The organism is Bacillus sp. AFS077874 (assembly GCF_002566505.1).
Taxonomy (GTDB): Bacteria; Bacillota; Bacilli; order Bacillales; family Bacillaceae_G; genus Gottfriedia.
In genome coordinates this window covers 20,355-39,712 of sequence record NZ_NUYF01000051.1, presented here as the reverse complement: position 1 = coordinate 39,712, position 19,358 = coordinate 20,355, and the positions used below count along the sequence as shown (strand labels likewise).

The 19,358-nt window shown below is 33.9% G+C and carries 21 protein-coding genes; all 21 read left to right on the top strand.

The window, feature by feature from the left end:
• Positions 1-20 precede the first annotated feature (20 nt).
• On the top strand, positions 21-575 hold the full coding sequence (rnmV, locus tag COJ46_RS21310) for a ribonuclease M5 (RefSeq protein WP_056474503.1): 555 nt from the start codon (positions 21-23) through the stop codon (positions 573-575).
• Positions 575-1,450, top strand: coding sequence for a 16S rRNA (adenine(1518)-N(6)/adenine(1519)-N(6))-dimethyltransferase RsmA (rsmA, locus tag COJ46_RS21305; RefSeq protein ID WP_097979272.1), 876 nt, complete (start codon positions 575-577; stop codon positions 1,448-1,450). The genes rnmV and rsmA overlap by 1 nt, the downstream gene beginning before the upstream one ends.
• A 190-nt stretch (positions 1,451-1,640) precedes the next feature.
• Positions 1,641-2,519: a sporulation peptidase YabG gene (gene yabG, locus COJ46_RS21300; RefSeq protein WP_069033952.1), complete on the top strand. Its 879-nt coding sequence runs from the start codon at positions 1,641-1,643 to the stop codon at positions 2,517-2,519.
• 205 nt (positions 2,520-2,724) lie between these two features.
• Positions 2,725-2,994, top strand: a complete 270-nt coding sequence (veg, locus tag COJ46_RS21295) for a biofilm formation stimulator Veg (protein WP_097979271.1) — start codon at positions 2,725-2,727, stop codon at positions 2,992-2,994.
• 119 nt (positions 2,995-3,113) lie between these two features.
• Positions 3,114-3,272, top strand: a complete 159-nt coding sequence (locus COJ46_RS21290) for a small, acid-soluble spore protein, alpha/beta type (RefSeq protein WP_069033981.1) — start codon at positions 3,114-3,116, stop codon at positions 3,270-3,272.
• A gap of 183 nt (positions 3,273-3,455) precedes the next feature.
• Positions 3,456-4,325, top strand: coding sequence for a 4-(cytidine 5'-diphospho)-2-C-methyl-D-erythritol kinase (ispE, locus tag COJ46_RS21285; RefSeq protein WP_097979270.1), 870 nt, complete (start codon positions 3,456-3,458; stop codon positions 4,323-4,325).
• Between the two features lie 53 nt (positions 4,326-4,378).
• Positions 4,379-5,221: a pur operon repressor gene (gene purR / locus COJ46_RS21280; RefSeq protein ID WP_097979269.1), complete on the top strand. Its 843-nt coding sequence runs from the start codon at positions 4,379-4,381 to the stop codon at positions 5,219-5,221.
• A 51-nt stretch (positions 5,222-5,272) separates the two neighbouring features.
• On the top strand, positions 5,273-5,644 hold the full coding sequence (locus COJ46_RS21275) for a RidA family protein (protein WP_097979268.1): 372 nt from the start codon (positions 5,273-5,275) through the stop codon (positions 5,642-5,644).
• Positions 5,645-6,116: 472 nt separating this feature from the next.
• Entirely contained in the window at positions 6,117-6,407 is a 291-nt protein-coding gene (gene spoVG, locus COJ46_RS21270) for a septation regulator SpoVG (RefSeq protein WP_056474486.1), read from the top strand.
• Between the two features lie 141 nt (positions 6,408-6,548).
• Positions 6,549-7,907: a bifunctional UDP-N-acetylglucosamine diphosphorylase/glucosamine-1-phosphate N-acetyltransferase GlmU gene (gene glmU, locus COJ46_RS21265; protein ID WP_097979267.1), complete on the top strand. Its 1,359-nt coding sequence runs from the start codon at positions 6,549-6,551 to the stop codon at positions 7,905-7,907.
• Positions 7,908-7,951: 44 nt separating this feature from the next.
• Positions 7,952-8,905, top strand: coding sequence for a ribose-phosphate diphosphokinase (locus COJ46_RS21260; protein ID WP_069033957.1), 954 nt, complete (start codon positions 7,952-7,954; stop codon positions 8,903-8,905).
• A 104-nt stretch (positions 8,906-9,009) separates the two neighbouring features.
• Positions 9,010-9,573 carry an aminoacyl-tRNA hydrolase gene (pth, locus tag COJ46_RS21255; RefSeq protein ID WP_088014772.1) on the top strand — a complete coding sequence of 188 codons (564 nt, stop codon included), beginning with the start codon at positions 9,010-9,012 and terminating at the stop codon, positions 9,571-9,573.
• A gap of 88 nt (positions 9,574-9,661) precedes the next feature.
• Complete coding sequence (locus COJ46_RS21250; protein ID WP_056474476.1) at positions 9,662-9,895, top strand: anti-sigma-F factor Fin; 234 nt, start codon at positions 9,662-9,664, stop codon at positions 9,893-9,895.
• A 175-nt stretch (positions 9,896-10,070) separates the two neighbouring features.
• Complete coding sequence (gene mfd / locus COJ46_RS21245) at positions 10,071-13,601, top strand: transcription-repair coupling factor (protein ID WP_097979265.1); 3,531 nt, start codon at positions 10,071-10,073, stop codon at positions 13,599-13,601.
• A 221-nt stretch (positions 13,602-13,822) separates the two neighbouring features.
• The gene (gene spoVT / locus COJ46_RS21240) at positions 13,823-14,359 is read left to right on the top strand and encodes a stage V sporulation protein T (RefSeq protein ID WP_069033960.1); all 537 of its coding nucleotides are present in this window, start codon (positions 13,823-13,825) and stop codon (positions 14,357-14,359) included.
• A 216-nt stretch (positions 14,360-14,575) separates the two neighbouring features.
• Positions 14,576-16,165, top strand: a complete 1,590-nt coding sequence (locus COJ46_RS21235; RefSeq protein ID WP_097979264.1) for a putative polysaccharide biosynthesis protein — start codon at positions 14,576-14,578, stop codon at positions 16,163-16,165.
• An 18-nt stretch (positions 16,166-16,183) separates the two neighbouring features.
• On the top strand, positions 16,184-17,638 hold the full coding sequence (gene yabN / locus COJ46_RS21230; protein ID WP_097979263.1) for a bifunctional methyltransferase/pyrophosphohydrolase YabN: 1,455 nt from the start codon (positions 16,184-16,186) through the stop codon (positions 17,636-17,638).
• Between the two features lie 34 nt (positions 17,639-17,672).
• The gene (locus tag COJ46_RS21225; protein ID WP_056474461.1) at positions 17,673-17,942 is read left to right on the top strand and encodes an RNA-binding S4 domain-containing protein; all 270 of its coding nucleotides are present in this window, start codon (positions 17,673-17,675) and stop codon (positions 17,940-17,942) included.
• A 90-nt stretch (positions 17,943-18,032) separates the two neighbouring features.
• A complete protein-coding gene (gene yabP / locus COJ46_RS21220) occupies positions 18,033-18,338 on the top strand; it encodes a sporulation protein YabP (protein WP_056474457.1) in 306 nt (101 codons plus the stop codon).
• A complete protein-coding gene (gene yabQ / locus COJ46_RS21215) occupies positions 18,335-18,946 on the top strand; it encodes a spore cortex biosynthesis protein YabQ (protein WP_097979262.1) in 612 nt (203 codons plus the stop codon). The genes yabP and yabQ overlap by 4 nt, the downstream gene beginning before the upstream one ends.
• The gene (locus COJ46_RS21210) at positions 18,947-19,324 is read left to right on the top strand and encodes an FtsB family cell division protein (protein ID WP_097979261.1); all 378 of its coding nucleotides are present in this window, start codon (positions 18,947-18,949) and stop codon (positions 19,322-19,324) included.
• Positions 19,325-19,358 lie beyond the last annotated feature (34 nt).

Sequence of the window (19,358 nt, the reverse complement as noted above, 5' to 3'; positions counted from 1 at the left end):
TGTATTGGTTGGAGGAACAAATGAAAATTAAAGAAATCATTGTTGTTGAAGGTAAAGATGATACGGCGGCAATTAAAAGAGCTGTGGATGCAGATACAATTGAAACAAGTGGTTCTGCTATAAATAAGGATACTTTAAAATTAATAAAGCATGCTCAGGAGACTCGAGGAGTTATCGTATTTACAGATCCTGATTATCCTGGTCAACGTATACGCTCGATTATTAAGGAGCATGTACCAGGATGTAAGCATGCATTTTTACCAAAGGAAGAAGCTGTTCGTTCAGGTAAAAAAGGATTAGGAATCGAGCATGCTACTAGAGAATCTATTCGAAATGCTTTAATTCATGTTAAGCAGGAATTTATCGAAGTTGAATCTGAAATTACAAAAGAAGATTTAATAGATGCCGGATTAATTGGACATCCCTCTTCAAGTGAAAGACGAGATAAGCTTGGTAAAATTCTTAATATAGGTTATACAAACGGTAAGCAACTAGAGAAAAGACTGCAAATGTTTCAAATCTCAAAAGATGAATTTGGGCAAGCAGTAAAAAAAGTTTTAATGGAGGAAAAATAATGAAGGATATCGCGACACCTAGTCGAACGAAAGAAATATTAGCCAAGTACGATTTCTTCTTTAAAAAAAGCTATGGTCAAAATTTCTTAATTGATACAAATATACTAGAAAACATTGTAAGTTATGCAGATTTAACTGAAGAAAGTTGTGCAATTGAAATTGGCCCGGGAATTGGGGCATTAACTGAGCAAATTGCTAAGCGTGCTAAGAAAGTATTAGCTTTTGAAATAGATAATAGACTAATCCCAATCTTAGAAGATACACTTTCACAATATGACAATATACAAATCGTTAATGAAGACGTACTAAAGGCAGATGTTGAAAAAGCGATCAATGAGTATTTGCCAAATGAGTTAGATATAATGGTAGTCGCAAACTTGCCTTATTATGTAACGACACCAATTATCATGAAGCTATTAACAGAAGGATTACCAATCAGAGGAATTGTTTGTATGTTGCAAAAAGAAGTAGCTGACCGTATAGCTGCTAAGCCGGGAACAAAGGATTATGGTTCACTATCAATAGCTATACAGTTTTATACACATGCTTCAACTGTTATGACTGTACCTAGAACGGTCTTCATGCCACAGCCAAACGTTGATTCTGCTGTTATAAAGCTAGTAAAACGTGAAGCACCAGCAGCTGAGGTAATTGATGAATCATTCTTTTTTGAAGTAGTTAGAGCAAGCTTTGCTCAAAGACGAAAAACATTAAATAATAATTTATTAAATAACTTTTCACATCTAAAAAAGGATAAAGCAATACTTGAAGCTTGTCTTCTAGAGGCAGGTATTGAAGGAACAAGAAGAGGAGAAACTTTATCAATTCAAGAATTTGCAACATTAAGTAATAGTCTATATAAACAAGTAAAATAAAAAATAGATGATTATAAGCTAATTTACCAACTAGTTTGTAATCATCTTTTTTATTTGCTCCTTTATTTTAGTTCGGATGCCCTACAAAAGTTCAATAAACCTTCTTTTCACCCTTTTTTTTGTCCATACATAATCTAAAAAAAGAGAGCGAACTCGTAGTGTACTTAAGCAATTTTGGAGGGGAAGGCATGTGAATATTAATGTAGGGGATATAGTAGAAAGAGCATCTTATAAATATGACCTAGTTTTTCGAGTAGTGGAGGTAAAACAAATCGGGGATGAAGTCATTGCTGTTCTATATGGTGACGATTTTCGTTTAATTGCTGATGCGCCTTTATCTGACCTGCGAGTAATCATTGAATCAGAGTATCGAGAAAAAGGTAAAAGATCATCTGTTCAAATTGAGGAAAACTACAAACTATTTAAAAGAGAAGCCTTGGAGCAAAAAGAAAAAAGAAGATTTCAAGCAACAAATGGATATAGAACAGATGTAAATCTTTTTCAAATACCAGGTCGGGTTCTTCACATCGATGGAGATCCAATATATTTAAAAAAATGTCTTGAAATGTATAATAAGATGGGTGTTCCCGTTGAGGGAATCTATTGTAAGGAAACAGAATTACCAACAAAAATTGGTTATTACTTAGATCATTATCGTCCCGATATACTAGTTATAACTGGTCATGATGCATACACAAAGGCAAAAGGGGTCGTTACTGATATAGAAGCTTACAGACATTCAAGATATTTTGTCGATGCTGTAAAAGAAGCGCGAAAAAAGGTTCCATCTTTAGACCATCTTGTAATTTTTGCTGGGGCATGTCAATCTCACTTTGAAGCGATTATACGTGCAGGAGCAAACTTTGCAAGCTCACCAACTAGGGTAAACATACATGCATTAGATCCAGTTTATGTCGTTGGGAAGATAAGCTTCACATCATTTATGGATCGAGTAAATGTTTATGAAGTGGTTCGTAATACAATTACAGGTGAAAAGGGACTAGGCGGAGTAGAAACAAAAGGAATTTTAAGAACAGGGCTACCTTTCCAATCGATGGAAGAGGAGTAAGGAAAAGATTTTCTACATTAACGAGAAAACTCGTATGTAGAAAATCTTTTTTTTATTTTCATACATAAATTTTCTGATTTTCACAAATAATAATCGGGTGTTTTTAAAAAAATATTGACAGGTAACCAGTATCGTTGGTATAATTTTATCTTTTTTGACTTAGTTTACATAAGATGGTATACTTGTCATAGTGAGGTGGTATGAAATGGCAAAAAAATTATCTGAAATAAAGGATACTTTAGATAGTCATGTTGGACAACGACTTACATTGAAAGCAAACAGCGGACGTAGAAAGACTGTGGAACGTTCCGGTGTATTAGCAGAAACATATCCATCCATATTCGTAGTACAATTAGATCAAGAAGAGAACACATTTGAACGCTTATCTTTTAGTTATGCAGATATTTTAACAGAAACAGTTGAATTGTTTTTCTGTGATGACCATACAAGTGGACTGATGGCGAATGGGCAGTAGAATTTTCTACTGTCCCTTTTCTTTTTATTATTCATGAAATTAAACAGATTTACACATACTAACAATGTCGAAGTGGAAAAAGGGGGTTGCTTTTTTTGGGTAGAAGAAAAAGAGGTATAATGTCACAGAGCTTTAAAGAGGAACTTGCAAAAGATCTTGGTTTCTATGACGTCGTTCAAAAAGAAGGCTGGGGAGGCATTCGAGCGAAGGATGCCGGCAACATGGTTAAAAGAGCAATCGAATTAGCTGAGTTACAATTATCTAATAAGCAACAATAAACAATCTTCACTTCGACAAGCGATTTTGTCTACACATCAAACCGAAGCTAAATGCTTCGGTTTTTGTGAATCTTCCCAAAGAAAATTTACTGTTCTAGCTCACTTTCATTGGGGTACATTTTTCTTATGAGTTAATTATGATACAATAGCAAAAAAGTAAGTGTTCATAAGAAGGTGAGAATAGTGAAATTAATGGTGAAGGCTCCTGCGAAAATAAATCTTTCATTAGACGTAGTAGGGAAAAGAGGCGATGGTTATCATGATGTAAAAATGATCATGACAACGATCGATTTAGCTGATCGAATTGAATTAGAGCTTATTCAAGAAGATAAGATTGTCGTTACATCACACAATCGTTACGTGCCAGATGATCAACGCAATTTAGCTTATCAAGCTGCGATGCTACTCAAAGAAATGTTCGGAGTTAAATTAGGAGCGCATATTTTTATTACTAAAAATATACCAGTTGCTGCTGGTTTAGCCGGAGGTAGTTCAGATGCTGCGGCAGTACTAAGAGGTCTAAATAAGCTTTGGAATTTAAATTGTTCGTTAGATGAATTAGCGGTAATTGGTTCTAAAATCGGGTCGGACGTATCATTTTGTGTTTACGGAGGAACAGCTATAGCTACAGGTCGTGGCGAAAAAATTGAACATATCGATACACCACCGCCTTGTTGGGTTATTCTAGCAAAACCAACACAGGGTGTTTCAACAGCAACTGTTTATCAAAAGCTTAAATTAGATAATATTCAACATCCTGATGTAGATCGTATGGTTAATGCCATTTCGAATAAAAATTACGACGATATTTGTCTGTCATTAGGAAATGTATTAGAAACAGTTACACTGCAATTACACCCTGAGGTTGCAATGATTAAGGATCAAATGAAACGTTTTGGTGCAGATGCTGTTTTAATGAGCGGAAGTGGTCCTACAGTATTCGGATTAGTTCGCCATGATTCTAGGATGAATCGTGTTTATAATGGATTAAAAGGTTTCTGCGATCAAGTATACGCCGTTCGGATGTTAGGTGAAAGGGAAAAACTTGATTAAAAACGAATATTATTATAAAATTTTTATAAAATATTCGTGATTTGAGGTGCTGCATGAAAATTAGAAGAAGCTCTCGTCTTGTAGGTATGACACACTATTTGTTGCATCATCCACAACAATTAGTATCTTTAACATTTTTTGCTGATTTATATGCGTCTGCTAAATCATCAGTAAGTGAAGATTTAGGTATTATAAAGCAGACGTTCGAACAGCAAGGAATTGGGACACTATTGACTGTGCCAGGAGCAGCTGGTGGTGTAAAGTATATTCCTAGTATTAGTAATCAAGAAGTAAATACAGTAATTGAAGAATTATGTGAACTACTTCAAAAACCAGACCGAGTGTTGCCCGGTGGATACTTATACATGACTGATATATTAAGCAATCCTAACTATGTTAATAGTGTAGGCCGTATGTTTGCATCTATATTCAGTAATCAAAAAATAGATATCGTTATGACAATCGCAACAAAAGGAATTCCTTTAGCATATGCAGTTGCAAACTTTTTAAATGTACCAGTTGTAATTGTTCGTCAAGATAACAAGGTTACGGAAGGATCAACAGTAAGTATTAATTATGTATCTGGTTCATCAAAACGTATACAAACTATGTCATTGGCAAAAAGAAGCATCGAGGCAGGTTCAAATGTTTTAATTATCGATGATTTCATGAAAGCTGGTGGAACGGTTACTGGTATGAAAAATTTGCTTAAAGAATTCCAGGCAAATGTTGCAGGAATTGGTGTATTAGTTGAGGCAGTAAATATCGAAGAAAGATTAGTTGAAGATTATATTTCACTTGTAAAGTTATCTGAGGTAAATGAAAGAGAACAGCTTATTCGAGTTGAAAGAGGCAATTTCCAAGAAGAATCATTTATTAAAACTGAAAGCTTATAGTCATTAAATAGATAAGCTAATTGTATATAATGAAGAAGGGGAAGATACATAATGCAATTAATTCATACTGATCATGCACCAAAAGCAATTGGACCATATTCTCAAGCAATAATCGCTAATGGATTATTATATACTTCTGGACAAATTCCTTTAACTGTAGAAGGAAATATTGTAGAAGGTGGAATTGAGGAACAAACAAAGCAAGTGTTTGCCAACCTTAAGGCTGTTCTAGAAGAAGCTGGAACAGATTTATCAAAAGTTATTAAAACAACGGTATTTTTAAAAGATTTAACAACTTTTGTTGATTTTAATGCAATTTATGAAGAGTTTTTCAATGGACACAAACCTTCAAGAAGCTGTGTCGAAGTTGCAAAACTACCTAAAGACGTACTAGTAGAGATCGAATGTATCGCATTAGTATAAGACAAAAACCTGAAATTTTTTTCAGGTTTTTTTTATTGTGTGGAAGTATTACTTAGTTAATATTCAAAAATAGAAAAATAAATGAAATTAACTAGTTGTGAATTTCGTTGGTATTATGTTGAGTATTTATTAATCCAACTTCTTCATTTTTTTTATGATTTGAGCGGTTTTATAATATCAAACTGTAGTTGTTGTTTATTCTTGAGAAGTTAAAAATATTTAAGAGCTAATTTTTAGAAAAACCAGTTCAATGATAGTTTATTAAAATGTTCGATATTGATTGACAAGGTTGTTTTTTATTTTCATTAAAATTCAATTAAAATCTTCCGATAAATAAGTTAAGGACATTACTATAGTAAACTTTTGTAAAAATTAAATAATTTAAATAAAAAATTTTCCAAAAAGAAGGAAATTATTGATAATTGTTGAAACTTACTAATTATGGTTTAAGTTGATAAAGGTGGTGAACAAGATGGAAGTGACAGACGTAAGACTACGCCGCGTAAACACGGAGGGTCGTATGAGAGCTATCGCATCAATTACATTAGATCATGAATTTGTTGTTCATGATATTCGCGTAATCGATGGTAATAACGGTTTATTTGTAGCAATGCCAAGTAAACGTACTCCGGATGGAGAGTTCCGTGATATCGCTCATCCGATTAACTCTTCAACTCGTAGCAAAATACAGGATTCTGTATTAGCTGAATATCACCGTGTAGGTGAGTTGGAAGAAGACTTTGAAGAAGCAGGTGCTTCTTAAAAATATGACCAAAAAGAACCCATTAATGTATAATGGGTTCTTTTTTTATGGTATAATAAAATGGATTTATTTTGTGGAAAAATATTAAAATTATCATTTTGAGCTACCAGGTATAGGTATTTAGATTGATGGAGGATGACTATGTCAAATAAATATGCGATTGTTCTAGCTGCAGGAAAAGGTACTAGAATGAAATCAAAATTATATAAAGTACTTCACCCTGTTTGTGGGAAACCTATGGTTCAACATGTTGTAGACCACGTAATGTCAGTTGGTGTACAAAATATTGTAACTGTTGTAGGTCACGGAGCGGAATTAGTTAAAACACAAATAGGTGATCATAGCGAATATGCTCTACAAGCTGAGCAATTAGGTACTGCACATGCTGTTATACAAGCGGCGCCAATGTTAAAGGATAAAGAAGGAACTACTTTAGTAATCTGTGGTGACACACCATTAATTTCACCAGAGACAATTCAATCTTTATTTGATGAGCATGAAAGATTACAGGCAAAAGCTACAATTTTAACAGCTCACCTTGAGGATTCAACTGGTTATGGTAGAATAATTAGGGGCGAAAATGGGTCTGTATTAAAAATTGTTGAGCATAAGGATGCAAGTCCAGAAGAGCTAACAGTTCAAGAAATCAATACAGGTACATATTGCTTTGATAATAAAGCATTATTTGAAGCATTAAATGAAGTAAACAATAATAACGCTCAAGGTGAGTACTACTTACCAGATGTTATTGAGATACTAAAAGCAAAAGGCGAAATAGTAGCTGCTTATAAAACAGCAAATTTCGATGAAACATTAGGCGTAAATGATCGATATGCATTATCTATTGCAGAATCAATCATGCGCAAAACTATAAACAAAAAGCATATGTTGAACGGTGTTACAATTATCGACTCAGCTAGCACGTATATCTCTGCAGATGCAAAAATTGGTTCGGATACAATTATTTACCCTGGTACAATGGTCTATGGAAATAGTATAATTGGGACGGGTAGTACAATTGGCCCGAATACTGAAATTATCGATAGTGAAATTGGTAATGATACAGTTATTAAACAATCAGTTGTACATGAAAGTAAAATCGGTCATTCAACTACGGTTGGACCATTTGCTCACATTCGTCCGGCGTCAACATTAGGTGATGAAGTTCGAATTGGAAATTTTGTTGAAACTAAGAAAGTTACTTTTGGCAACGGAAGTAAAGCATCTCATTTAAGCTATATTGGTGACGCGGAAATTGGTCAAGGTGTTAATCTTGGATGTGGCTCAATCACTGTGAACTATGACGGTAAAAACAAATTTAAAACAACGATCGAAGACAATGTCTTTGTTGGTTGTAATTCAAATTTAATTGCACCTGTAACTGTGAAAAAAGGTTCATACATTGCAGCTGGTTCAACGATTACTGATGAAGTTCCAGAAGATTCACTAGCAATTGCAAGAGCAAGACAAGTGAACAAAGAAGGTTACTATAAAAATTAATTATAGATAAAAAGAAAAGAAAAAAAGCGGAGGGTACACGAAACATGCCTAATCATTATCCAGACAAGCATTTAAAAGTATTTACTCTAAACTCGAATCCTAAATTAGCTGAAGAAATTGCAAAACACATTGGTGTAGAGCTTGGTAAATGTTCGGTTTCTCGTTTTAGCGATGGAGAAGTGCAAATTAACATTGAGGAAAGTATCCGTGGTTGTGATGTATTTATCATTCAATCAACTAGTTTCCCTGTAAATGAAAGTATTATGGAATTATTAATTATGATTGATGCTTTAAAACGTGCATCAGCAAAAACAATTAACATTGTAATTCCTTACTACGGTTACGCTCGTCAAGATCGAAAAGCTCGTTCACGTGAGCCAATCACATCAAAGTTAGTTGCAAATCTACTTGAAACTGCGGGATCAACTCGAGTGATTACACTTGATTTACATGCTCCACAAATTCAAGGATTCTTTGATATTCCGATTGATCACTTATTAGGTGTACCTATCCTTTCAGATTACTTTAGAAAAAAACAGCTTGAAGATATCGTAATTGTTTCTCCTGACCACGGTGGAGTAACAAGAGCTCGTAAAATGGCAGATCGTCTAAAAGCTCCGATTGCTATCATTGATAAACGTCGTCCTAAACCAAATGTTGCTGAAGTTATGAACATCATCGGTAATATTGATGGTAAAACGGCTATCTTAATTGATGATATTATTGATACAGCGGGTACAATTACACTTGCTGCTAATGCATTAGTAGAGCATGGTGCAAAAGAAGTATATGCATGTTGTACACACCCTGTATTGTCTGGACCGGCAATTGATCGTATCGAAAACTCTTGTATTAAAGAATTAGTTGTAACAAATTCAATTTGTCTTACTGAAGATAAAAAGACTGATAAACTTGTTGAATTATCAGTTGCTGGCTTATTAGGTGAAGCGATTATTCGTGTATATGAAGAGCAATCAGTAAGTACTTTATTTGATTAATATAAAAATTACATCTTTGCTTTGAAACTTATAAGAGGACGTAACCAGAAGTGGTTACGTCTTTTCGTAATATAACCAAGTGAATTAGAATGGAGGATACTAAAATGAAGTTGTTTGTAGGACTCGGCAACCCAGGTAGAGAGTATGAAAGAACGCGGCATAATATTGGGTTCATTGCGATCGATGAATTAGCTCACCGATGGGGCTTTTCATTAACCCAACAAAAATTTAATGGTATTTATACTTCAGGAATTGTGAACGGAGAAAAAGTTTTCTTGTTAAAACCTTTAACATATATGAACTTGTCAGGTGAATGTGTAAGACCATTTATGGATTATTTTAATATTGACATTGAAGATCTTGTCGTTCTATATGATGAAATGGATATTCCAACCGGAAAGCTACGTCTACGTACAAAAGGAAGTGCTGGAGGTCATAACGGTATAAAGTCATTAATTCAGCATTTAGGAACACAAGAGTTCCAACGTGTTCGAATTGGTGTAGATCGTCCATCAAATGGAATGAGTGTTGTAAATCATGTATTATCAAACTTTTTTGAAGAAGAAATAGCTGAAGTAGTAGATGGTGTAAAAAGAGCCGCAGATGCATGTGAATATTTTTTAAAGCATTCTTTCGTGGATGTAATGAATCAATATAATAAAAAATAAAAAACAGGAATTTAAGCTTTCACATTGAATAAGTATAGTTAGTACAATCCATACTGTATATATGAATTTATGTAGTATGGAGGAAGTAATGGAATTATTAGATTGTCAGTGTCGGTATTGTAGTAAACAAATGGGTAGTATTGAAAAACAACAGTTGTTACAAGTTTCATCTTCGTATTGTCATTCTTTCGATGAAGAATTAAGCGATTTTGTAAATTTTATTCAATCTCCTAATCAAGTAATTTATATTGTGTGCGAGGATTGCGAAATGACTCTATCTGAGTTTCCACATTACCATGAATATAAGAATTTCATAAATTAAATTGCCTTTGGTTTATAACTGAGGCGTTTTTCTGTTTTTTTCTAGACTCTGTTAAGATGAAGTGTGTGTATCTATCCAAATGACACTTAAAATGGAGCAAATTAAAAAAACTATAAATATAAACTTCAACTAAGATTATTGTGACTTAGATTGACTGTTAGGGGAGATTGACTTCGTGATTGGTTTAATTGAACAATTTAACCAGTATAAAGATATTAAGAAAGTAATAAATGGCCTAAAAAATGGTCTAAGAGAACAATTGGTTACAAACTTAACGGGGTCTGCGAAGACATTGCTTGCTGGAGCTGTTTTTAAAGAAACTGGACAAACGCAGTTAATCGTGACAAATAATCTTCTCCAAGCTCAAAAAGTATCGGAAGACCTAAAATCAGTAGTTGGGGAAGATAAAGTATTTTTATATCCTGCAAACGAATTGATTGCTTCAGAGATTGCAGTATCAAGCCCAGAGCTTAGATCGCAAAGACTAATCGCATTAAACAGTTTGATGTCAAAAAAACCGTCGGTAGTAGTTACACCTGTGTCAGGATTAATTGGCTTTTTGCCATCTCCAGAATTATGGTCTAACTATCAGATTAATTTTGAAATTGGTGAAGAAATCGACTTAACGAGTTTGATTTCAAGGTTTGTTCAAATGGGCTATGAACGTGTTGGGATGGTTGAAAGTAAAGGAGAGTTTAGCGTACGCGGAGGAATTCTTGATATTTATCCGCTTACGTATGAAGATCCTATCCGAATTGAACTCTTTGATACAGAAATCGATTCAATCCGTTCGTTTTCTCCTGATTCTCAAAGATCTATTACAAAATATGAGAGTGTCCATATTGGTCCAGCGACGGAAAGGATCATTTCTAAGACTGATTTGCAATTAGGAGTTCAACGAATTGAACAAACATTTAAAACAACTCTATCAAAAATAAGTGATCAACAAGTAAAAGAGTTATTGGTTGAAAAGGTAACCTATGACATTGAACAACTAAAGCAAGGGCAATTGATTGATCAAATATACAAATACTTTGGTCTAATCTATGAAAACCAATTTAGTTTACTAGATTACGTTCCTAAGGAAACTGTTGTTGTTATTGATGAAATTTCAAGGGTTCATGAAATCGTAGAGCAGCTTAAAAAAGATGAAGCAGAGTGGTATACGTCTTTACTAGCTGAAGGAAATGCATTACATGGAGTAAGTTTTTCACATGACTTTTTTGAATTACTACATTCGAGAAAGCGTCAACAAATTCATACGAGTCTTTTCCCTAGAAGAGTACCTCATACGCATCCTGAACAAGTAGTTTCGATTCAATGTAAATCGATGCAAGAGTTTCATGGACAGATGAATCTGTTGAAAAATGAATTAGATCGTTGGAAGAAAAATAACTATACAATCGTTATGCTCGGCGAAAGTGACGAAAGAACAAATAAAATTGAAAATATATTAGAAGATTACAACATTGAAGGTAAAATTGTCTCTTCTTTAGAGCAAATAAAAAATGGTGAAGTATACATCATGAAAGGGGATCTTCGTTCTGGATTCGAACTTCCTTTAGAAAAATTTGTTCTAATAACAGAGCGTGAGTTATTCACGAAAAAAGCTAAGAAGAAAAAAAGAATCAATACAAAATTATCAAATGCAGAACGAATAAAAAATTACTCAGAATTAAAAGTTGGAGATTATGTTGTTCATGTAAATCATGGTATTGGTAAGTTTTTGGGAATTGAAACATTAGAGATTAATGGTATTCATAAAGATTATTTACATATTCGATATCATGGCGACGACAAATTATTCGTACCGATTGAACAAATTGATCAAGTACAAAAGTATGTTGGATCTGAAGGTAAAGAGCCAAAGATTTATAAACTTGGTGGTACTGATTGGAAAAAGGTTAAGAAGAAGGTTGAAGGCTCCGTTCAGGATATAGCTGATGATTTAATTAAGCTTTATGCAGAACGCGAAGCATCAAAAGGCTATGCTTTTTCACCTGATGGACTCGAACAACAAGAATTTGAATCTTCATTTCCTTATCAGGAAACTGACGATCAACTTAGATCAATTCATGAAATTAAAAAGGATATGGAAAGAGAACGTCCTATGGATCGACTGCTTTGTGGTGACGTAGGATACGGAAAAACTGAAGTAGCTATTCGAGCGGCTTTTAAAGCAATTGTTGAAGGTAAGCAAGTTGCTATTCTAGTTCCTACTACAATTTTGGCACAGCAGCATTTCGAAACTTTAAGAGAAAGGTTCCAAGATCATCCAATTAATATTGGTTTGTTAAATCGTTTCCGATCTCGCAAACAGCAGCTTGAAACGATGAAAGGCTTAAAAGAGGGCTCTGTCGATATAGTAGTTGGAACACATCGTCTATTATCGAAGGATATTATATATAAAGATTTAGGACTTTTAGTTATTGATGAAGAGCAAAGATTCGGTGTATCTCATAAAGAAAAAATAAAACAACTAAAAGCAAATATAGATGTTTTAACGTTAACTGCAACTCCGATCCCTCGTACATTGCATATGTCGATGTTAGGAGTAAGAGATTTATCAGTTATTGAGACACCGCCAGAAAATCGTTTTCCAGTTCAAACATATGTTGTTGAATATAATGCTGCATTAGTAAGAGAAGCGATTGAAAGAGAGCTTGCTCGAGATGGACAAATATATTTCTTATATAATCGAGTTGAAGATATTGAACGTATGGCTGAACAGATTTCGATGCTTGTACCAGATGCAAAAGTAGCTGTAGCACATGGTCGAATGAATGAAGGGGAACTAGAGTCAGTTATGTATGCCTTTTTAGATGGCCAATATGACGTATTAGTAAGTACGACGATTATCGAAACAGGCGTGGATATTCCAAATGTTAATACATTGATTGTATATGATGCAGATCGAATGGGTCTATCAACGCTTTATCAATTAAGAGGGCGCGTAGGACGTTCGAATAGAGTGGCATATGCTTACTTCACATATAAACAGGATAAAGTATTGACTGAGGTTGCCGAGAAGCGTCTACAAGCAATTAAAGAATTTACAGAACTAGGTTCAGGTTTCAAAATCGCTATGCGTGACTTATCAATACGAGGTGCAGGAAATTTACTTGGAGCTCAACAACATGGATTTATTGATTCGGTTGGTTTCGATTTATATTCTCAAATGTTAAAAGATGCAATCGAACAACGTAGAGGGGTTAAGAAAGAAGATATCATTTCAATTGAAATTGACATTGAAGTAGATGCATATTTACCTGATACGTATATTCAAGATAGTAAGCAAAAAATTGAGATGTACAAGCAATTTAGACGTGTTGAAACGTTTGAAGAGTTAAATGATTTACAAGAGGAATTAATGGACCGTTTTGGCGATTTCCCGTTAGAAGTAGGTTACCTATGTCAGGTTGCTCATATTAAACTTTTAGCTATTGCCGAGAAGATTGAACTGATTAAACAAGTTAAATCAGAAGTAAGTGTTTATTTCTCTGAGAAGGCAAGTGCTAATATTGATGGTGGGAAGTTGTTCCAATTATGTAATTCATTCGGTAGAGGCATTGGTTTGGGCATGGATGGATCGAAATTAAAAGTAACGCTAGACGTAAAAGGAAAAAATCCAGCTGACTGGCTTACTACGCTTGAAGGTTTAATTAATGGATTAAAGAATGTGAAAAAAGAAAGTGTAAATGCTTAGGGAATCGTTGCTTTAATTAGGCGATATAGCAATTAAAAGTTACCAAAAAGTGCTTACAGTACTATATTTTTAGTAAAGGTGTTAAAAAATCTCACTTATTTTGTATAGAACTTTCGTTGTGTAGGATACTATCATTAATTAAGGGTGACCTTACCTCATTGTCACTCGGATATCTTTCACCAACGTAGACATGCAAGTAAGTGAGGAGGCGCTTTACAAGTATGAAAGCAACAGGTATAGTTCGTCGAATTGACGATTTAGGTCGAGTAGTAATACCAAAAGAAATTAGGAGAACTTTACGGATTCGTGAAGGTGATCCATTAGAAATATTTGTGGACCGAGATGGAGAAGTCATTTTAAAGAAATATTCACCAATTAGTGAATTAAGTGATTTTGCGAAGGAATACGCTGATGCACTTTACGACACACTTGGACATACTGTCATTATAAGTGACCGAGATTCAGTTGTAGCAGTTGCAGGAGCTTCTAAAAAAGAATACTTAAACAAAAACATTGGTGATATTATCGAAAAAACTATGGCGGAGCGTAACTCAAAAGTAGTTAGCGAGCCTGGGGAAGCTTCATTTATCGAAAGTGTAATTGAAAAATATCAATCCTATGCAGTAGGAGCAATCATCGCAAGTGGGGATCCAATTGGAGCTGTTGTTATCTTTTCAAAGGATAAAACAATATCTGAAGTTGAAAAGAAAGCAATCGATACTGCTACTAACTTCTTAGCTAGACAAATGGAGCAATAATAATATATGAAGTAAACATGGGCCAGTAAAGGAATATTACCTTAACTGGTCTTTGTTTTTTCCCTTTAATATAAACTACCGGATTTACATTTAAAGAAACCCATTACTTGCTAAAATTGGAAAAGAGAGGTTTTTTCTTTTGGCAACTCTTTACATAAGCCCTATTAATGTAATACATTAAAGGGTGAACCGTCTAACAAAGGAGTTGTTATCCTTTTGCAAAAAGCTAAGCAAAAAGCAGCCCTACAAGGGGCTTTGTTCATAACAATAGCATCATTATTATCGAAAGTACTAAGTGCGTTTTATAAAATTCCATATCAAAATATTGCCGGCGATTTAGGTTACTATATTTACCAACAGGTATATCCTGTCTACGCAATTGCTCTAGCTTTTTCTACATATGGCTTTCCTTTAGTTTTATCATCTTATGTTGCTGAAAGATTGGCGAAAAAAGATGACAAAGGGGCTAAAGATTTGGTTTATGCAACATTTATGATGTTGTTAGTCATTGGTATATTGTGTTTCTTTACTTTATACATAGGAAGTAATAGTATAGCGAAGTTTATGCGTGATGATCATCTAGCGATGTTAATTCGTGTTGTTAGTGTTGGCTTTTTATTTGTCCCAATCACTTCAGCATTTCGAGGATATTATCAAGGTTTAGGGGATATGGGGCCTACTTCAGTCAGTCAGGTGATTGAGCAATTAATTCGAGTTATTACGATTTTAGTGCTTTCACTTTATTTAATGCAAACGACCGACAATCTTTATATTGTAGGTGCAGGGGCTGTTTCAGGTTCAATACTTGGTAGTATAGCAGCGATACTGTACTTCTTTTATTGGGTTTCTTTTCGTGGATCTGGTTTGACCATACCATCATTTGGTTTACTTAAAACCTATCGTTTAGAATTAAAAACAATTTTATATCAAGGTATCCTACTAAGCTTAAGTAGTTTAGTACTTGTATTCATTCAGTTTATCGATTCACTCTCTTTTTATCCGTTATTAGTACAATATGGATATCATGTTGAAGGCGCTAAGCTAGTAAAGGGTATTTATGATCGTGGATTTCCGCTAATTCAATTAGGTTCTGTCATTGCTTCATCGTTTTCACTGGCCCTAATTCCGTACTTATCAAGTGAATTAGTTCGAAAAGAACATCATTCTATTAATAATCGAATCTCAGGTGCCATTAGAGTAAGTATTGTAGTAGGAGCAGCTGCAACAATTGGTTTAATTTCAATTATCCATCCGACCAATATCATGCTTTATCGAAATGATCTAGGAACGGATGTCCTAACTGTTTTATGTATATCGATCTTCTTTGCTGGGGTATCGATTACGACATCTTCAATTGCACAAGGATTAGGTAAAAGTTTAATTCCAGCTTTAAATGTTATTGCTGGAGGTTGTGTTAAATTTATTGGAAATGTTATTTTAATGGAGCAAATCGGATCTAAAGGAGCAGCTTATTCAACGGTATCTGCTTTAATTATTGTTACGATTTTGAACTTAGCTTATATATATAAATTGTCAAAAGTAGCATTTTTTGATTTTAAGTTTATTGTGAAATTATTAGTATCTGTAGCCGTTATGTATGGTTGTGTATATGGTTATGAATATGTTTTTGAAAAATATGCGATGTTTATTAACCCACTTCGTTTAAGAATGTTAGTTGAGGCACTATCTTCAGCGGTTGTAGGTGCAATCGTATTCGCGATTGTATTAATAAAAATTAAGTTATTTACAGTAGAAGAGCTAAGTTCAATCGTTAAAAGTGAAAAATTACAGAAATGGCTTTCTTAAAAGAACAGGAGGATCAAAATGAACAAGATTACAGTTTTAGGTTTAGGAGCAGGTGACCTTAATCAGCTTCCATTTGGTATCTATAAAGAGTTACAAAAAACTGACAATCTTTATTTACGTACAAAAGACCACCCTGTTATAAGTGAATTAGAAATAGAAGGATTAACGTTCCAATCATTCGATGAAATTTATGAAAAACATGATCGTTTTGAAGAGGTATATCAAGAAATTGTTCAACTACTGGTGAAAGCTTCTGAAGCAGGTGCAATTACATATGCTGTACCAGGCCATCCTCTTGTAGCGGAAAAAACTGTTCAGCTATTAATAGAGCTTGCAGATAAAGGAAATATCCAGCTAGACATCAAAGGTGGACAAAGCTTCTTAGATGCAATGTTTACAAGTTTGAAAATTGATCCAATCGAAGGCTTCCAGTTTGTTGATGCAACGGATTTAGAGGCGGAGTCGATTACGTTTAGACAGCATTTGATCATCTGCCAGGTTTACGATCAAATGACTGCCTCACATGCGAAATTAAAGCTAATGGAGCAGCTTCCTGATGATTATGAAGTCGTAATCGTTACGGCAGCAGGTAGTTCAGATGAGCAAATAAGAAGAGTACCACTGTATGAGTTAGATCGCGATACATCAATTAATAATTTGACAAGTGTTTATGTACCTCCAGTTATAAACGAAGAGGATCTATATCATCAATTTGAAACACTTCGTTCTGTCATTGCTACTTTAAGAGGCCCTAATGGATGTCCGTGGGATCAAAAGCAAACCCATGAGTCATTAAAGAAGTACTTATTAGAAGAGGCTTATGAGCTACTTGAAGCAATCGATGAAGAAGATGACGATCATATTATTGAAGAACTTGGAGATGTATTACTTCAAGTCATGTTACACGCCCAAATTGGAGAAGATGAAGGTTACTTCTCAATCCAAGATGTAATTCAAGGATTAGTAAGAAAACTAATCTATCGTCACCCTCACGTTTTTTCAACAGTTCATGTAAATGATGAGGAAGACGTATTAAAAAATTGGCAAGAGTTAAAACAAGCTGAAAAAGGACCTGTCATTGAATCTATTCTTTCAGGCATACCAAAGGAACTTTCAGGAATATTAAAAGCAGAGAAACTTCAAAGTAAGGCCGCGAAAGTAGGGTTTGATTGGAAGGAACTACCTCCAGTGGTAGATAAGGTTAACGAAGAGTTAGCTGAAGTTCTCGATGCCATCAAATTGAATGATCAGTCTAAAGTTGAAGCGGAACTTGGTGATCTGTTATTTAGTATTGTTAATTTAGCACGTTTTATTGATGTAAATCCTGAAGAAGCGATTTTAAAAACAAATATGAAATTTACAAAACGTTTTCAATATATTGAATCAAGACTTCGTGAAATAAATAAGACATTTTCTGATGTATCTCTTGAAGAAATGGATGAGATATGGAATGAAGCTAAAAAATATGAATAATGTCTAATTGAATGAGAATTGAGGAGAATAAATTATGAGACTTGATAAATTTTTAAAAGTATCGAGAATTATTAAGCGTCGTACACTTGCGAAAGAAGTAGCTGATCAAGGAAGAATAACGATCAATGGAACAGTTGCAAAAGCATCTACAGAAGTCAAAGTAAATGACGAATTAAAAATTCGATTCGGACAAAAAATTGTTACAGCAAAAATTAATTTACTTAAAGAGACCGTTCGAAAAGAAGAAGCAGATGCAATGTATACAATCATTAGCGAGGAAAAACTGTCAGATAGCTTGTTCTAAAAAAGTTGTCCCTTCATATACTTGTACAAATAACACTGTATTAGGAATCGATTCACAAGCGGTACAGTTTATGTAAATGGAGGGACTAGTATGAATAATCCGTATGAGTTAAATGCGAAAAATACAAGCCAAATAATCGAGCAGGATTTATCGTTAAAAAGTAGAAGATATCTTGAGATTACTGGAGTAAAACAGGTTGAGAGCTTTGATAGTGAAGAGTTCCTATTAGAAACAGCTTTAGGCTTTTTGCATATTAAAGGTCATAATTTACAAATGAAAAACCTCGATGTAGAAAAAGGTCATGTAGCAATCAAGGGAAAGATTAATGAACTTTGTTATATTGACGAATACAACTCGGGGAAAGCTAAAGGAATCTTTAGCAAGCTATTTAAATGAGCTTAAACGTTCAGTTCTACTCAATGATAGCGATGGTCGGTATGGGTGCTTATCTTGGTATGGCACTAGATACATACCATCGTTTTTTATATCGAGGTACTCGTAATCGATTGATTGTATTTGCAACTGATATTTTATTTTGGGTTTTTCAAGCACTACTAGTTTTTTATGTATTATACTTAGTTAATGAAGGTGCACTTAGGTTTTATTTACTGCTAGCTTTACTATGTGGTTATGCGGCATATCAAAGTCTTTTTCGAACTATTTATAAAAAAATATTAGAGCTTGTTATTCAGCTGGTTATTAGCATTTATCGCATTATAGTAAAGTTAATCGTAATATTTATTGTAAAACCTATAAAGTGGATTATTCAGGTAATAATCGTCATTCTTTTGTTTATTTATGGACTCCTTATTCGACTAATCCGTTTAGTTTACAACGTTGTACTATCAATTCTTTTGTTTTTCGGCAGAGTATGTTGGTTTTTTGTGCCAAAACGAGTCAAAAACTATTTAATCCAATTTAAAGGAGTTTTCGGAAAATTCAAGAATATCTTCCTTACTACTATTAAAAAAGTAAAGGACCTTTTAGATAGGAGGAAGAAATAGGTGGAACATGCGAGAAAATTGGATTTAACTAGACAAGTTGAAGATAAACAAAATATTACTTTAGTTGAGGAACATGGTGTTAAGCCTAGGAGAAGGAGTTTTAAAAAGTTTTTAGTGCGAATTTCATTATTCTGCTTATTAACTGTCCCCCTATTCTTTTTATTACAATCTCACTATGTAACACAACAACATGTGTATTCATCTAAAGTAAAGCAATTAAAACTAGCAAAGGTTGATTTAAAGAAAACAAAGAGTACGGTAGAGGATTCAAAGCGCATGATTGACCAATTGAACGATGATCAATATATTATTGAGTTAGCTAGAAAAAACTTATTTTTTTCTAAAAAGGGAGAAATAATTTTTCCTAATATCAAGTAATTATCGTTTCATTGACACTTGTTTTTATAATTTT

Excerpts from the sequence above, each read along its gene's own strand:
- glmU (WP_097979267.1), top strand. The coding sequence starts at position 6,549 with ATGTCAAATAAATATGCGATTGTTCTAGCTGCAGGAAAAGGTACTAGA.
- veg (WP_097979271.1), top strand. The coding sequence starts at position 2,725 with ATGGCAAAAAAATTATCTGAAATAAAGGATACTTTAGATAGTCATGTT.
- COJ46_RS21250 (WP_056474476.1), top strand. The coding sequence starts at position 9,662 with ATGGAATTATTAGATTGTCAGTGTCGGTATTGTAGTAAACAAATGGGT.
- yabQ (WP_097979262.1), top strand. The coding sequence starts at position 18,335 with ATGAGCTTAAACGTTCAGTTCTACTCAATGATAGCGATGGTCGGTATG.
- COJ46_RS21290 (WP_069033981.1), top strand. The coding sequence starts at position 3,114 with ATGTCACAGAGCTTTAAAGAGGAACTTGCAAAAGATCTTGGTTTCTAT.
- COJ46_RS21225 (WP_056474461.1), top strand. The coding sequence starts at position 17,673 with ATGAGACTTGATAAATTTTTAAAAGTATCGAGAATTATTAAGCGTCGT.
- pth (WP_088014772.1), top strand. The coding sequence starts at position 9,010 with ATGAAGTTGTTTGTAGGACTCGGCAACCCAGGTAGAGAGTATGAAAGA.
- COJ46_RS21260 (WP_069033957.1), top strand. The coding sequence starts at position 7,952 with ATGCCTAATCATTATCCAGACAAGCATTTAAAAGTATTTACTCTAAAC.
- rnmV (WP_056474503.1), top strand. The coding sequence starts at position 21 with ATGAAAATTAAAGAAATCATTGTTGTTGAAGGTAAAGATGATACGGCG.
- yabN (WP_097979263.1), top strand. The coding sequence starts at position 16,184 with ATGAACAAGATTACAGTTTTAGGTTTAGGAGCAGGTGACCTTAATCAG.
- purR (WP_097979269.1), top strand. The coding sequence starts at position 4,379 with ATGAAAATTAGAAGAAGCTCTCGTCTTGTAGGTATGACACACTATTTG.
- COJ46_RS21275 (WP_097979268.1), top strand. The coding sequence starts at position 5,273 with ATGCAATTAATTCATACTGATCATGCACCAAAAGCAATTGGACCATAT.
- spoVG (WP_056474486.1), top strand. The coding sequence starts at position 6,117 with ATGGAAGTGACAGACGTAAGACTACGCCGCGTAAACACGGAGGGTCGT.
- yabP (WP_056474457.1), top strand. The coding sequence starts at position 18,033 with ATGAATAATCCGTATGAGTTAAATGCGAAAAATACAAGCCAAATAATC.
- rsmA (WP_097979272.1), top strand. The coding sequence starts at position 575 with ATGAAGGATATCGCGACACCTAGTCGAACGAAAGAAATATTAGCCAAG.
- spoVT (WP_069033960.1), top strand. The coding sequence starts at position 13,823 with ATGAAAGCAACAGGTATAGTTCGTCGAATTGACGATTTAGGTCGAGTA.